The 14803-nt window shown below is 64.2% G+C and carries 14 protein-coding genes; 10 read left to right on the top strand and 4 right to left on the bottom strand.

Features of this window, described 5'->3' with window-relative positions; all coding sequences use genetic code 11:
- Nucleotides 1-98 precede the first annotated feature (98 nt).
- Nucleotides 99-731 carry a CoA transferase subunit B gene (locus ACTOWK_RS02950; RefSeq protein WP_441328705.1) on the bottom strand — a complete coding sequence of 211 codons (633 nt, stop codon included), beginning with the start codon at nt 729-731 and terminating at the stop codon, nt 99-101.
- Between the two features lie 245 nt (nt 732-976).
- A complete protein-coding gene (locus tag ACTOWK_RS02945) occupies nt 977-1714 on the bottom strand; it encodes a CoA transferase subunit A (RefSeq protein WP_441328704.1) in 738 nt (245 codons plus the stop codon).
- A 117-nt stretch (nt 1715-1831) separates the two neighbouring features.
- On the opposite strand from ACTOWK_RS02945, the gene ACTOWK_RS02940 reads away from it, so the two are divergent.
- On the top strand, nt 1832-2743 hold the full coding sequence (locus ACTOWK_RS02940; protein ID WP_441328703.1) for an ATP-grasp domain-containing protein: 912 nt from the start codon (nt 1832-1834) through the stop codon (nt 2741-2743).
- A gap of 111 nt (nt 2744-2854) precedes the next feature.
- Here ACTOWK_RS02940 and ACTOWK_RS02935 read toward each other — a convergent pair whose 3' ends face one another.
- Nucleotides 2855-4267 (bottom strand): mannose-1-phosphate guanylyltransferase/mannose-6-phosphate isomerase, encoded by a 1413-nt coding sequence (locus ACTOWK_RS02935; RefSeq protein WP_441328702.1) that lies wholly within the window; start codon nt 4265-4267, stop codon nt 2855-2857.
- A 179-nt stretch (nt 4268-4446) separates the two neighbouring features.
- Between ACTOWK_RS02935 and ACTOWK_RS02930 the strand changes: the two genes are divergently transcribed.
- From ACTOWK_RS02930 to ACTOWK_RS02890, 9 genes are all read left to right on the top strand, one after another.
- A complete protein-coding gene (locus tag ACTOWK_RS02930; protein ID WP_441328701.1) occupies nt 4447-5292 on the top strand; it encodes a D-hexose-6-phosphate mutarotase in 846 nt (281 codons plus the stop codon).
- A gap of 88 nt (nt 5293-5380) precedes the next feature.
- Nucleotides 5381-6127: an electron transfer flavoprotein subunit beta/FixA family protein gene (locus tag ACTOWK_RS02925; protein WP_441328700.1), complete on the top strand. Its 747-nt coding sequence runs from the start codon at nt 5381-5383 to the stop codon at nt 6125-6127.
- Nucleotides 6127-7068 carry an electron transfer flavoprotein subunit alpha/FixB family protein gene (locus tag ACTOWK_RS02920; RefSeq protein ID WP_441328699.1) on the top strand — a complete coding sequence of 314 codons (942 nt, stop codon included), beginning with the start codon at nt 6127-6129 and terminating at the stop codon, nt 7066-7068. Before ACTOWK_RS02925 ends, ACTOWK_RS02920 begins: the two co-directional genes overlap by 1 nt.
- A gap of 135 nt (nt 7069-7203) precedes the next feature.
- A complete protein-coding gene (locus ACTOWK_RS02915; RefSeq protein ID WP_441328698.1) occupies nt 7204-8646 on the top strand; it encodes a UbiA family prenyltransferase in 1443 nt (480 codons plus the stop codon).
- Entirely contained in the window at nt 8643-9941 is a 1299-nt protein-coding gene (locus ACTOWK_RS02910; protein ID WP_441328697.1) for an FAD-binding oxidoreductase, read from the top strand. The genes ACTOWK_RS02915 and ACTOWK_RS02910 overlap by 4 nt, the downstream gene beginning before the upstream one ends.
- A gap of 2 nt (nt 9942-9943) precedes the next feature.
- Nucleotides 9944-10675, top strand: a complete 732-nt coding sequence (locus ACTOWK_RS02905; RefSeq protein ID WP_441328696.1) for an SDR family oxidoreductase — start codon at nt 9944-9946, stop codon at nt 10673-10675.
- An 11-nt stretch (nt 10676-10686) separates the two neighbouring features.
- Entirely contained in the window at nt 10687-11640 is a 954-nt protein-coding gene (locus ACTOWK_RS02900; protein ID WP_441328695.1) for an NAD-dependent epimerase/dehydratase family protein, read from the top strand.
- A gap of 10 nt (nt 11641-11650) precedes the next feature.
- Nucleotides 11651-12985: an NAD(P)/FAD-dependent oxidoreductase gene (locus ACTOWK_RS02895; RefSeq protein ID WP_441328694.1), complete on the top strand. Its 1335-nt coding sequence runs from the start codon at nt 11651-11653 to the stop codon at nt 12983-12985.
- Complete coding sequence (locus ACTOWK_RS02890; RefSeq protein WP_441328693.1) at nt 12986-13384, top strand: GtrA family protein; 399 nt, start codon at nt 12986-12988, stop codon at nt 13382-13384.
- A 45-nt stretch (nt 13385-13429) separates the two neighbouring features.
- Here the strand turns inward: ACTOWK_RS02890 and ACTOWK_RS02885 are convergent, their stop codons facing one another.
- The gene (locus ACTOWK_RS02885) at nt 13430-14794 is read right to left on the bottom strand and encodes a hypothetical protein (RefSeq protein WP_441328692.1); all 1365 of its coding nucleotides are present in this window, start codon (nt 14792-14794) and stop codon (nt 13430-13432) included.
- Between the last annotated feature and the right edge of the window lie 9 nt (nt 14795-14803).

The raw sequence follows: 14803 nt of genomic DNA, 5'->3' as shown, positions 1-14803 counted from the left end.
ATGGCCGTCGAAAACGCACGCGACATCAATTGAGAACCTCGTCTCAATTTTGCGGATGAACTGCTGTACATGGCCTCGCGAGGCCGCCACTGCGCTGTTCAGGCGGCGAGCAAAGGCACTCCGGTCTTGGCCCGCAGTTCGTCTTCGTTCACCCCTGGAGCGGTCTCGACCAGCACCAGACCGCGCTCGGTCACGTCCATCACCGCCAGCTCGGTAATGATGCGATCGACCACGCCCAGGCCGGTCAGCGGCAGCGTGCATTCGGGCAGGATCTTGTGCTCGCCGTTCTTCGCGCTGTGCTCCATCAGCACCACCACGCGCTTGACGCCGGCGACCAGATCCATCGCGCCGCCCATGCCCTTGACCATCTTGCCGGGCACCATCCAGTTGGCCAGGTCGCCCTTGTCGGTGACCTGCATCGCGCCGAGGATCGCCAGGTCGATATGGCCGCCGCGGATCATCGCGAAGCTGTCGTGGCTGCCGAAGTAGCTCGCACCCTGACGCGCGGTCACGGTCTGCTTGCCGGCGTTGATGAGATCGGCGTCGATTTCGCTTTCGGTCGGGAACGGACCGATGCCGAGCAGACCGTTCTCGGACTGCAGCCACACGTCCATGCCGTCGGGAATGAAGTTGGCGACCAGGGTCGGCAGGCCGATGCCGAGGTTGACGTAGGCGCCATCGGTGAGTTCCTGCGCGGCGCGTTGCGCCATTTCATCGCGAGTCCAAGACATTGAGTGTTCTTCCTGTATAGGTGGACGCAAATGGATCATCAGCGGAGAAAATCGGTCTGCCGCGATAGGCTCCGGCAGCTTTCCCGTAATTAGCTGAAAAATCGGATCGGCTAAGGACAGCAGCTGCCTACGCCGAACGGCTACGAGCTCGGAAAGACAGGCGGGAGAGTCTCGACGATCGCTTCGACTTCAAGGCGTCGGTCGACTCGGCACGCGCGAAATCGAAACGACGCGGCCCCTCCTGCTCAGCCAGCCCGCACCGTCCGCTGCTCGATGCGCTTCTCCGGCGTCGCATTGACGACGATGCGATCGACATAGATGCCCGGCAGGTGCACGTGATCGGGATCGATCGCGCCGACCTCGACCAGTTCCTCGACTTCGGCGATGCAGACCTTGCCGGCCATCGCGCAGGCCGGGTTGAAGTTGCGCGCGGTCTTGCGGAACACCAGGTTGCCGGCCTTGTCGGCCTTCCACGCCTTGACCAACGACACGTCGGCCTTGAGCGCGGTTTCCATGACGTAATGGTGGCCGTCGAACTCGCGCGTCTCCTTGCCCTCGGCCACGACCGTGCCGTAGCCGGTGCGGGTGAAGAAGGCCGGGATGCCTGCGCCGCCGGCGCGCAGGCGCTCGGCCAGGGTGCCCTGCGGGTTGAACTCGAGTTCGAGTTCGCCGGACAGGAACTGGCGTTCGAATTCCTTGTTCTCGCCGACGTAGGACGAGATCATTTTCTTGATCTGGCGCGTTTCCAGCAGCAGGCCCAGGCCGAAACCGTCGACGCCGGCGTTGTTGGAGATCGCGGTGATGCCCTTGACCCCGCTGTCGCGCAGCGCGCCGATCAGGGCCTCGGGAATGCCGCACAGGCCGAAGCCGCCGACGGCCAGGGTCTGCCCGTCCGCCACCACATCGTGCAGGGCTTGTTTCGCACTGGGGTACAGCTTGCTCTTCGCGGCGCCGGTGGGCGTCGCGGCGATGGCCTCGGCCATGGGACAACTCCTTTGCGGGATGGGCGCAGTTTAGCCTGCGGCCGGGTCGGGACGTAGCGGACTTTCGGGCAATACCGCGACAATGCCCCGATCGTGTGCCGACGCTAGACTTGCGACATGAGCCGACTCGCCCTGGTCACCGCCATCGCCGCCGCCGGGCAGGACGACGACCTGTCGCCCCTGCTCCAGGCCTGTACCGAACGCGGCATCGCCGCCGAGATCCGCGCCTGGGACGACCCCAGCGTGGCCTGGGCACGATACGACGCCGTACTGCTGCGCTCGCCCTGGGACTACACCGAACGCCTCGACGAATTCCTGGCCTGGTGCGCACGTGTCGACAGCCAGACGCGCCTGCTCAATCCCTGGCCGGTGGTGCACTGGAATACCGACAAGCATTATCTGGCCGACCTCGCCGCACGCGGCGTGCCGGTGGTGCCGAGCGCGTTCGTCGAAACCGACATGGACCCGTTGCCGGCCCTGCAGGAGTTTCTCGCGGCCCATCCGGATGCCGAGGAGTTCGTGGTCAAACCGGCAATCAGCGCCGGCTCGCGCGACACCCAGCGTTATGCGCGCGCGCAGGAATTCGCCGCGGCCAACCACGTCGCGCGCCTGCTCGACGAGGGCCGCAGCGCGATGCTGCAACCCTATCTGGCTTCGGTCGACCGCGACGGCGAGACCGCACTGATGCATTTCAACGGGGTGTTCAGTCACGCCATCCGCAAAGGCGCCATGCTGCAACGCGAGGATGCGCTGAACCTGCGCGCGGTCGAACGCATCACCGCGCGCGAGGCCGGCGACGACGAACGCAGAGTCGCCCTGCATGCGCTGACCGCGATGACCGCGCGGCTCGACCTCGAAGAACCCTTGCCGTACGCACGCGTCGACCTGATCCGCGACGGCGAAGGCCAGCCGCAGTTGCTGGAACTGGAGTTGTGCGAGCCCTCGCTGTTCTTCGCCCACGCCGAAGGCAGCGCCGCGCGGTTCGCCGAGGTGCTGGCCGAGCTGCTGGCGACGATGCAGGTCGATTGAGCCGCTCGCGCTCGCACCGGCGAGCGTCGACACGGCCCTCGCATCGACGAGGCCACAAAGAAGAAACCGGCCAGGCGGCCGGTTTCTTCATGCGCGATCGCGACCGACGGCTCAGGACCGCCCGTACACGTCCTCAAGGCGGACGATATCGTCTTCGCCCAGATACGCGCCCGACTGCACCTCGATCAACTCGACCGGCTCGGCGCCGTTGTTGCGCAGGCGATGGACGCTGCCGAGCGGGATGTAGGTACTCTCGTTCTCGTGCAGGTCGAACACCTTATCGTCGCAGGTCACTTCGGCCACGCCTGACACCACGATCCAGTGCTCGGCGCGCTTGTGGTGCTTCTGCAGGCTCAAGGCCGCACCCGGCTTGACCACGATGCGCTTGACCTGGAAGCGCGGTCCGACATCGATCGAATCGTAATACCCCCAAGGCCGGTAGACCTTGCGATGGAATAGATGCTCCTGACGCCCGGCCTTCTTCAGGCGATCGACGATGGTCTTGACGTCCTGCACCCGGTCCTTGCGCGCGACCAGGGTGGCGTCGGGCGTATCGACGATGACCAGATCCTCCACACCGATGGTGGCGATCAGACGCCGCTCCGAGGCGCGCACCAGGCTGTCGCGGGTATCCAGCGAAATCACGTCGCCTTCGTAACGGTTGCCGTCTTCGTCGCGCTCGGCCACCGCCCACAGCGACGACCAGGAACCGATGTCGCTCCAGCCGCAGCTGACCGGCACCACCGCGGCGCGTTCGGTTTTCTCCATCACCGCGTAGTCGATCGAATCGCTGGGGCTGGCCGCGAATTCGTCCCTGCCGACGCGGATGAAGTCCAGATCGCTTTGCGCCGTCGCATAGGCCGCGGTCGCGGCAGCATGGATCTGCGGCGCATAGCGCGCGAGCTCTTCGAGATAGCGCTCGGCCTTGAACAGGAACATGCCCGAGTTCCAGGAATACGTGCCCTCGGCCAGGTAGGTTTGCGCCGTCGCCAGGGCCGGCTTCTCGACGAAACGGGCCACCCGGTAGCCGTCCTGCCCGAGCGCTTCGCCGCGAGCGATATAGCCATAGCCGGTTTCCGGGTAGTCCGGCTGGATGCCGAAGGTGACCAGCCAGTCCTGCTCGGCAAGCACGGCCGCACGTTCGACCGCGGCCCGAAAAGCCGACTCGTCCTCGATCAGATGATCGGCCGGCAGGACCAGCATCACCGCGTCGGGGTATTGGTCGAGCAGATGCAAGGCGGCCAATGCGATCGCCGGCGCGGTGTTGCGGGCGCTGGGTTCGAGCAGGATGCCGCCGCTGCCCACGCCGATGCCCTGCAATTGCTCGCCGACCATGAAGCGATGCCCCTCGGCGCAAACCGTCACCGGCAGGCCTGCCTGCGGCAGGGCGCAGGCGCGCAGCACCGTTTCCTGGAACAGCGAACGATCGCCGATCAGCGACAGAAACTGCTTGGGCTGGTTCTCGCGCGACAGCGGCCACAGGCGCGAACCGCTGCCGCCGCTCAATACGACAGGATGCAGCATCCCGGCTCCGAAAGATGGGGATGGGCAAGAATAGCCCGGCCGGGCAGCCGGAGGCTTCATGTATCGTGACCGCATGGCCCGTCGGCACGCCGGGCCGCGGCCTATAGAATCCTGCGAACGTCCTATCGGACGCGCGCCGGCGTACCGACGGCGGACTCCGCCCTACCAAGGACAGGCTTGTGGCTCCCGACTCGAACGACGCAGTTACCGACGCTCTGCGCCTCCAGGTTCCGGGCGGAGTCGAGATCCAGGCCACCGCATTCGGCGCACACGCCGTGTCCTGGCAATGCCAGGGCCAGGAACGCCTTTTCCTTAGCCCTCGCGCCAGCTTCGGTGCCGGCAAGGCGATCCGAGGCGGCATCCCGGTGATCTTTCCGCAGTTCGGCGGTCGCGGCAGCGGGCCGCGCCATGGCTTCGCTCGCACTTGCATATGGGAAGTCATCCCCAGCCCGCTGGCGGCTCCAGGCTTGGCGTTCTGTCTGCGGGACGATGAAAACACTCGCCTCCACTGGCCGCACCGGTTCGAAGCCGAGCTGGTCCTGCAACCCAGCGACGACCGGCTGCGCATCGGCCTGACGGTACGCAATGTCGACAGTGCCCCATTCGAGTTCACCGTGGCACTGCACACTTATCTGCGCGTGGCCGATATCGAAGGCACACTCATTCACGGGCTGGAAGACCGGCCGTACCTGGATTCGGCGGACGGCGGTAAACCGGTCGAGGCGACCGATGCCCCGGTGCGCTTCGAGGGCGAGGTCGATCGCATTTACACCGGCACCCACAGGCCGCTGCGCGTCACCGATGGCGACCAATTATTGCGTCTGGAAAGCACGGGCTTTGCCGACACCGTGGTATGGAACCCCGGCGCCGCGCTGACGGCCAGCCTGAACGACCTCGGTGGGGACCAATATCGGCGTTTTATCTGCGTCGAAGCCGGCAACGTACTGGCCCCCGTCCACCTGGAACCGCAAACGGCCTGGGAGGGCGTGCAGACCCTGATCATCGAGCCGCGGGCGGGGACATAAGCCTCCCTGCGCGATAGAACGGTCTCCGCTAGAATTGGCGGTTCTCGGCCGCTCCCGGCCCAGCACCCCCACAAGGAATCCCCGCACGATGAAGATCCTCGTCGGTTACAAGCGCGTGGTGGACTACAACGTCCGCATTCAGGTCAAGCCGGATGGCTCCGGCGTGGTCACCGACGGCGTCAAGCTGTCGGCCAATCCGTTCGACGAAATCGCCCTGGAAGAAGCCCTGCGCCTGCGCGACAAAGGCATCGCCACCGAGGTCGTGGTCGCGACGATCGCCCCGGCCGACGCCCAGGCGCACCTGCGCAACGGCCTGGCCATGGGTGCCAACCGTGCCCTGCACGTGGTCTCGGACCAGCCGATCCAGCCGCTGACCGCCGCGCGCGCCCTGCTCAAGCTGATCGAGAAAGAACAGCCGGACATCGTCATCCTCGGCAAGCAGGCCATCGACGACGACGCCAACCAGACCGGCCAGATGCTGGCCACGCTGTGGGGCCGCCCGCAGGCGACCTTCGCCTCCAAGCTCGAGGTTGCCGACGGCAAGGCCACGGTGACGCGCGAAGTCGACGCCGGCCTGGAAACCCTGGAAGTCGACCTGCCGGCGGTGGTCACCACCGACCTGCGCCTCAACGAGCCGCGCTTCATCAAGCTGCCGGACATCATGAAGGCCAAGAGCAAGCCGCTGGAGACCATCGCGTTCGCCGATCTCGGCGTCGACACCGGCGACACGCTCAAGACCACCCATTACGCGCCGCCGCCGAAGCGCAGCAAGGGCGTGATGGTCAAGGACGCGGCCGAACTGGTCGCCGCACTCAAGGCTAAGGGGCTGCTGTAATGAGCAAGGTTCTGATCGTCGCCGAACATCTCAACGGCAAGCTCAACGCGTCGTCCGCCAAGTGCGTATCGGCCGCGCAGGCATTGAAGCCGGACTCCATCGACCTCGTCGTGCTCGCCGCCGACCCGGCCGCGGTCGCCGCCGAAGCCGCGCAGATCGCCGGCGTCGCCAAGGTGCTGACCGTCGCCAATGCCGCCAACGCCAACGCGGTCGCGCAGGTGCTCGCACCGCAGGTCGCCGCGCTGGCCAAGGGCTACAGCCACGTGTTCGGCCCCAGCACGACCTTCGGCAAGGACCTCATGCCCTGCGTCGCCGCCCTGCTCGGCGTAGCCCAGGTCTCCGACGTCATGGCCGTCGACGGCAGCCACACCTTCAAGCGCCCGATCTACGCCGGCAATGCCATCGTCACCGTCGAAGCCCCGGCCGACCATACCGTGGTCGCCACCGTGCGCACGGCCTCGTGGCCGGAAGCGGCGAAGGGCGGCAGCGCCGCGGTCGAAGCCGCCTCGGTCGAAGCGACTCTGCCGACCCACACCCGCTACGTCGGCCTGGCCGCCGGCAAGTCCGACCGCCCCGACCTGCAGAGCGCCAAGCGCGTCGTGTCCGGCGGCCGCGGCGTGGGCTCGGCGGACAACTTCAAGATCATCTACGACTTCGCCGACAAGCTCGGCGCCGCCGTCGGGGCCTCGCGCGCCGCGGTCGACGCCGGCTACGTGCCCAACGAGATGCAGGTCGGCCAGACCGGCAAGATCATCTCGCCCGAGCTTTACGTCGCGGTCGGCATCAGCGGCGCGATCCAGCACCTGACCGGCATCAAGGACGCCGGCACCATCGTCGCGATCAACAAGGACGGCGAAGCGCCGATCTTCGAGATCGCCGATATCGGCCTGGTGGGAGATCTGTTCAAGCTGTTGCCGGAGCTGGAAGCGGCGCTGGCTTGATCGCGCCAGCGGCCGGGTTGCCCCTCATGCCACGCCACGGCGACGGTCGCCCGGCATGCTGCCGATACGGACATGCCCCCGTATCGGCAGTTGCCCGGACAAGACGCGGCCCCTACGACTCAGGACTCCCGAGCCTTGACGGAACATAAGACCCATCCCGAGCAGAACGGCATCGCATTGTGCGTCGACCTCGACGGCACCCTGCTGAAGTCCGACCTGCTCTATGAATCGCTACTGGCCTTGCTCGGCAAACAGCCGCTATTGCTGTTCCTGCTGCCGTTCTGGCTCTTGCGTGGCAAGGCGGCGCTCAAGCACGAAATCGCCTCGCGGGTCGAACTGGATGCAGGCTCCCTGCCCTACGACGATCGCGTCGTCGAAGCGCTGCGCAAAACCCAAGCGCGGCCGCGTGTGCTGTGCACCGCGAGCAATACCAAGTTCGCCCAGCAGGTCGCCGCACACTTGGGCGTGTTCGATCTGGTCCTGGCCAGCGACAACGGCGTCAACCTGTCCGGTGCCAACAAGGCAAAGGCCTTGGTGGAACGGTTCGGCGAGCGCGGCTTCGACTATATGGGTAACGCAAGCGTCGACCTTACCGTGTGGGCGCGCGCGCGCCACGCCTGGGTGGTCAACGGTCCGCGCGGCCTCGCCGAGCGCGCAGCGCGGGTCGGCACTGTCGCCGAGCAACTACCGCCCACCGCTGCCGGACTCAAGACCTGGATCAAGGCGCTGCGCATCCATCAGTGGCTGAAGAATCTGCTGGTGTTCCTGCCGCTATTGGCCTCGCATCGGTTCTTCGACGCCGAGGCGGTGATCGCTTCGGTGCTCGCCTTCCTCGCTTTCGGCCTGTGCGCCTCCGGCGTCTACGTACTCAACGATCTGCTCGACCTGCCCTCGGACCGACAGCACCCGCGCAAGCGCCTGCGGCCGTTCGCCGCCGGCCGCCTGCCGCTGCTGCATGGCCTGTTCGCAGCGCCGCTGCTGACCCTTACCGGCTTCGCCGTGGCTTTGCTCGCCAGCCCCTGGTTCGCTTTGGTGCTGGTCGGCTACTACGCGATGACCCTGGCTTACTCACTGCGCCTCAAGCGCATCGTCATGGTCGACGTAGTGCTGCTGGCCGGTCTATACACCGTGCGCATCATCGGCGGCGCGGCCGCGATCGGCGCGTCGCTGTCGTTCTGGCTGCTCGCGTTCTCGATGTTCATCTTCCTCAGCCTGGCGATGCTCAAGCGTTACACCGAGCTCTCGGCGATACTCGGTAGCGGCCGCAACACGGCGAGCGGACGCGGTTATTCGGTCGAAGACCTGCCGCTGATCCAGTCACTCGGCGCCGCAGCGGGCTATCTCGCCGTGCTGGTGTTCGCGCTTTACATCAACAGCCCGGAAAGCCTGACGTTGTACGCACGGCCGCAGGTGCTGTGGGTGATCTGTCCTTTGCTTCTGTACTGGATCAGTCGGCTGTGGATCATTTCTCATCGCGGCGCGATGGACGACGATCCGGTGGTATTTGCGGTCACCGACCGCGCCAGCCAGATCGTGATCGCGCTGTGCGGCCTGCTCGCGCTGGGCGCGATCGGATGACCGAGCCCGGCCAGTCCTGGGGCCGTTACCCGCTGGCGCGCCAGCGGATCCTGTCGCTGACCGACCGGCGCCGCGCGTTGCCGGTGTTCGACGGCAGCGCACTGCCCCACGGCAACGGCCGCAGCTATGGCGACAGCTGCCTCAACCCCGACGGCACCCTGTTGCATGCGCGCGGCCTCGACCGCTTCCTGAGCTTCGATCCCGCCAACGGCGTGCTGCGCTGCGAAGCCGGGGTGACCTTTGCCGAGATCATCGCCGTGGCGCTGCCCAAGGGCTGGTTCCTGCCGGTCACGCCAGGCACTCGCTACGTGACCGTAGGCGGAGCGATCGCCAACGACGTACACGGCAAGAACCACCACGGCTCCGGCAATTTCGGCCACCACGTGCGCTGCTTCGAACTATTGCGCAGCGATGGTAGTCGGCAGCTGTGTACGCCCGAGGACGATCTGTTCGCGGCGACCGTCGGCGGCCTGGGTCTGACCGGCGTGATCGTCTGGGCCGAAGTGCAGCTCAAGCGAGTGCCCGGCCCCTGGCTCGAAACCGAATCGATCCGCTTCGACCACCTCGACGATTTCTTCGCCCTATCCGCGGAGTCGGCGCACAGCCACGAATACACCGTCGCCTGGATCGACTGCCTGGCCCGCGGCCGCTCGCTCGGACGTGGCCACTTCCTGCGCGCCGACCATTCGCCCGGCGACACCGCCCTGCGGCCGCCGCCGACGAATGCTCGACTAGCGATACCATTTACGCCGCCCATGTCGCTGGTGAACCGACTCAGCCTACGTCCGTTCAATTGGCTTTACTACCATCGTCAGTGCACACCGCGGCAACGCGCTGCCGTGCATTACGGCCCGTATTTCTACCCGCTCGACGGCATTCGCGACTGGAATCGGATGTACGGCCCGCGCGGCTTTCTGCAGCACCAGTGCGTGCTGCCGCCGGAGACCGCACGCGACGGGATCGCCGCCCTGCTCGGCGAAATCTCGCGTAGCGGCAGCGGCTCGTTCCTCGCCGTGCTCAAGGAGTTCGGCGAGATTCCCTCTCTTGGCCTGCTGTCGTTCCCGCGCCCAGGCACCACCCTGGCCCTGGACTTCCCCAACACCGGGCCGGAAATCTTTGCCTTGCTCGACCGTCTCGATGCCGTCGTCGCCGAAGCCGGCGGCGCCGTGTATCCGGCCAAGGACGCGCGCATGTCCGGTCCATTGTTCCGCAGCGCCTATCCGCAGTGGGAGCGCTTCAGCGCCCACATCGATCCGCAGTTCTCGTCCGGCTTCTGGCGCCGGGTGATGGAGTAAGCATGCACAGAGTTCTGATCATCGGCGCGACCTCGGCGATCGCCGAAGCCACCGCCCGCGTCTATGCCGCACGCGGTGGCGCGCTATTCCTCGTCGGCCGCGATCTCGAACGCTTGAACGCCATCGCCGCCGACCTGGCCGTGCGCGGTGCGGCCAAGACCGCCACGTACGCGCTCGACGTCAATGCCTACGAGCAGCAGCAAGCCGCGCTCGACAGTGCCTGGGCCGAGTTCGGCGAGATCGACCTGGTCTTGATCGCCCACGGCACCCTGCCCGACCAACCGGCTTGCGAGGCCTCGGTCGAGCTGGCCTTGCGCGAGTTCTCGACCAACGGCCTGTCGACCATTGCCCTGGCCACGGCGATCGCGCCGCGGCTCAAGGCCGGATCTACCCTGGCGGTGATTTCCTCGGTCGCCGGCGACCGCGGCCGCGCCAGCAATTACCTGTATGGCAGCGCGAAGGCCGCGGTCAGCACCTTCCTCAGCGGTCTGCGCCAACGCCTCAATGCAAGCGGCGTCAATGTGCTGACCATCAAGCCGGGCTTCGTCGACACGCCGATGACCCAGTCGTTCAAGAAGGGCGCGCTATGGGCCAAGCCGGACGAGATCGCACGCGGCATCGCCGGTGCGGTCGACAAGCGCCGCGCCGTCGCCTACCTGCCGTGGTTCTGGTGGGGGATCATGCAGGTGATCAAGAGCATCCCTGAATTCGTCTTCCGCCGCATCAAGCTTTGAATCGCACACCGATGAACGACAAGCACACCAAAATCGTCCTCACCGGCGCTGCCGGCCTGGTCGGCCAGAACCTGATCGTCGAACTGAAGGCACAGGGCTATACCCGTCTGGTCGCGATCGACAAGCACGCGCACAACCTCGACATCCTCAAGTCGCTGCATCCCGACGTCGAAACCATCCATGCCGACCTGGCCGAACCCGCCGAGCGGGCAAAGTGGGAGCCGGCCCTGCGCGATACACGTTGTCTGGTGCAACTGCACGCGCAGATCACCGGAAAGCACGGTGAACTCTTCACCCGCAACAACCTCGACGCCACCCGCATCGTTCTGGACGCCTGCAAACAGCAGCAGGTGCCCTACTTGGTTCACATCAGCTCCTCGGTAGTCAATTCGGTGGCCGACGACGACTACACCAATACCAAGAAGGTGCAGGAGGCGATGGTCGTCGACAGCGGCCTGCGCCATTGCGTGTTGCGGCCGACGCTGATGTTCGGCTGGTTCGACCCCAAGCATCTGGGCTGGTTGTCGCGTTTCATGGCCCTCACGCCGGTGTTCCCCATTCCCGGCGATGGCAAATTCATGCGTCAACCGCTGTACGAGCGTGACTTCTGCCGCTGCATCGTCAAGTGCATCGAGCGTGAACCGGAAAGCGAGGCCTATGACATCGTCGGCGACACCCGTATCGACTACGTCGACATCATCAAGACGATCAAGCGCGCCAAAGGGCTACGTACCTGGATCGTGCATATCCCGATCGGCTTTTTCGCCTTCCTGTTGCGCACCTATGCGCTGTTCAGTCGCAAACCCCCGTTCACCGCCGACCAGCTCAAGGCGCTGTCCGCCGGCGACGACTTCAAGGGCGTGGACACTCGGGCCGTGTTCGGCGTAACCCAGCATTCCTTCGAGGACGCGGTGCTCGAGAGCTACTGCGACCCCACTTATAGCCACATCGTCCTCAAGCGTTGAGTCTCCCACCATGACCGCTAGCAAGAAAAAGTTCGCCATCGTCGGCGCCGGCCCGATGGGCCTGATGGCCGCCATGGACCTGCTCGTGCAGGGGCATGAAGTCGACATCTACGAGCGCGACGACCGCATAGGCGGCATGTCGGCCAGTTTCAACTTCGACGGTCTGAAAATCGAGCGCTACTACCACTTCATCTGCAAGACTGACTACCCGCTGTTCGAGCTGCTAGCCGAGCTCGGCTTGTCGGACCGCCTTAAGTGGACCGATACCAAAATGGGCTACTACTACGAGGGCAAGTTGTACAAGTGGGGCACTCCATTCGCTCTGTTGGCCTTCCCTAAGCTCGGCCTGATCAGCAAGTTCCGTTACGCACTACACGTCATGGTGACCAAGGGCATCCAGGACTGGACTGCGCTGGACAAGGTCAGCGCCACCGTCTGGCTACGCAAGTGGCTCGGAGAACGCGGCTACGACGTACTTTGGCGCCGCACCTTCTATCTCAAGTTCTTCGAGTACACCGAGAACCTGTCTGCCTCGTGGATCGGCACGCGCATCAAGCGCATTGCCCTGTCCCGGCGCAGCCTGCTCAGCGAGAGCCTCGGCTATATCCAAGGCGGCTCTGACACCCTGCTTGAAGTGATGGAGAAATTCATCCTTGAACGAGGCGGACGGATCCATCTCAAACAAGGAATCGACCAGGTCAACGTCGAGAACGGCTGTGTCGCCGGCGTTCGCATCGCAGGCGAGGATCGTGCCTACGACGCAGTGCTATCGACTGCTCCGATCCAATATGTGCCGCGCATGGTCCCAGGCCTGCCGCGCGAGTTCGCCGATGGCATCCGCAAAATCGAGAATATCCCGGTTGCCTGCGTCATCCTGAAGCTCAAGCACGCCGTGAGCGAGAATTTCTGGATGAACATCAGCGATGCAAGCATCGAGATTCCGGGTGTGATCGAGTACTCCAACCTCAATCCGGGTACCCGCGACGGCGAACATATCCTGTACGCACCGTTCTACATGCCCAAGACCCATCCCAAGTGGTCGCTACCGAACGACCAACTCATCGACGAGGTCATCGGCTATCTGTCCAAGATCAATCCGGCATTCCGGCAGGATTGGGTTCTCGCCCGCCATTGCCACCGCTACGACTTCGCTCAGACCATCTGCCCGCCTGGTTTCCAGGAGATGCTGCCGCCGATGAAGACTCCGGTGGAAGGCTTCTTCATGGCCGATACGTCGTATTACTACCCAGAAGACCGCTCAATCAACGAGAGCATCGCAACGGCTCGGCGCCTAGTCGAGGCGGCAACTAAACAGCCCAATGGCACCGCCTCGGGTAGACACTGAATGATCAGCCGACGCTTCTTGGCCTTTGTAGTGGCTGGCGGCACGGCCGCCTGCGTCAATTTCGGGTCGCGCATACTCTTCAGCAAGCTCATGCCTTATGTGCCGGCGATAGTGCTGGCGTATATCGCCGGCATGATCACGGCATTTGCACTGAACCGGCTATTCGTATTTACCGAAGCCAACAACGAGATCAAGAACCAGGCTTTCTGGTTCCTATTGGTCAACTTGGCGGCGGTCGCTCAGACCGTCGCGATCAGCCTCGCCTTCGCGCGTTGGGTATTCCCGGCGTTGACGATGAATTTTCATCCCGAAGCCATTGCTCATGCGATCGGCGTAATCGTGCCGGTGTTTACCAGCTATATCGGCCATAAGCACTTTACTTTCCGCACCCAGCCTTGAGGCCGGGCTCAATGCGAAGCGAGACAGACCACCTACCCTCGGCGATCATCGCTGAGGCGTCTGCGGCCCGGGTTGCCAAAGTGGCACCTGCCTCAGCAAGGGAATCGCACCGGTGATCGCCTTACGCGCATCGGGATTGTCGAGATAGTAGTATTCGGACATGTTCTCGTTGACGGCGGCCGAAGGATCCTGCGAGCTAAGTAAAGCCGCTTGCGCCGCTGCGACTTTCGGATAGCCCTCGCGCAAGGACCGGATACGCCATGACGTATTGGCGTAATACATCTGCCCAGCGAACACTATCAGTACTACAGATGCAAAACGCTCGATTCTCCGGGGCATATGTCGGGAGAGTATGGCCCAAGCGGCGAGGGGGATCAGCGTTGTGAGGAAGCCGTAATGCAGCTCCAGCCATGGCGTCCAGGGCTGCGCTACCGCGCGCGACACCGCTACCACGAGTATCGTCGCCACGGTCTGTCCCAGCACCGCCAGGATGACCAAGTGCTCGAAGGCATGACGCTCGCGCCGCCGATAACTACCCCAGAACAGCCACAAGGCCAACAAGCTGGCCACACACAGAATCGCCAGCGCTGCTATAAGTTTCACCGTACCCAGCGGAACCGCAAACACTCCCATCCAAGACTTGGACATCCCAAGCACAAATGGAGGAAGGTTTTCGGCCAGGCCATTTTCGGACTGCGAGGTCGCACCAGACGGGCGCCAAGTGGCGATCAATCCGCCGAGGGTTAAGAACCAAAGAGCAACCGACGAGAGTCTCGCGAATCTTCGCGTGTTCGACTGCCGGCGAAGCTCCCAAGCGCACAGCAGCACCAAGGCAGCGCCGAGAAGACCAGAACTGATGATTCCGTTGGCTCCCGACCAGGCGCACAGTGTCAGGCATATAAACGCGTACTCCACGCCATGATGCATCAGGCCGCGCAGATACCATATGGCGAACCATGCACTCAGCGAAACGAAAGCAACCGAGGACACGAACTGAAAACTGAAGCCCCAAGATACGGCGTTGAAGCCACCGCCCAATAGAATCAAGGGGATCACCGCGTCGCCGAAAGACCTGCGGCCGTCGCGCATCAAGCAAGCGATCTGCATCCAGCAGTAAGCAGTCACCGCGGCGAATGCCATGTTCAGCATCATCAGCAAACGGAAGTCGCCACCACTCGACTTGAGCAGCAAATAGTGCAGCAACTTCTGAATAGGGATGCGGTGATCGTTATGCAGCCCGAAAACCCAATCCAGCGTCAGAAGCGATCCTGCCGGCAGGACCGCCAGATAAGACCAGTCATCGCTGAAAGGGTACGACTTCAACAAAGGAAACATCAGCGCCACGAAAACGCCAAGCGTCGCCAACAAGGTCAATCGTGGCGCCGCTTTTTCCAACGATGCGTAATTCATTTCGTTCCC

The sequence above is a fragment of the Lysobacter sp. CA196 genome, assembly GCF_052078695.1.
Lineage (GTDB): Bacteria > Pseudomonadota > Gammaproteobacteria > Xanthomonadales > Xanthomonadaceae > Lysobacter.
This window is presented reverse-complemented; position numbering and strand designations above follow the sequence as displayed.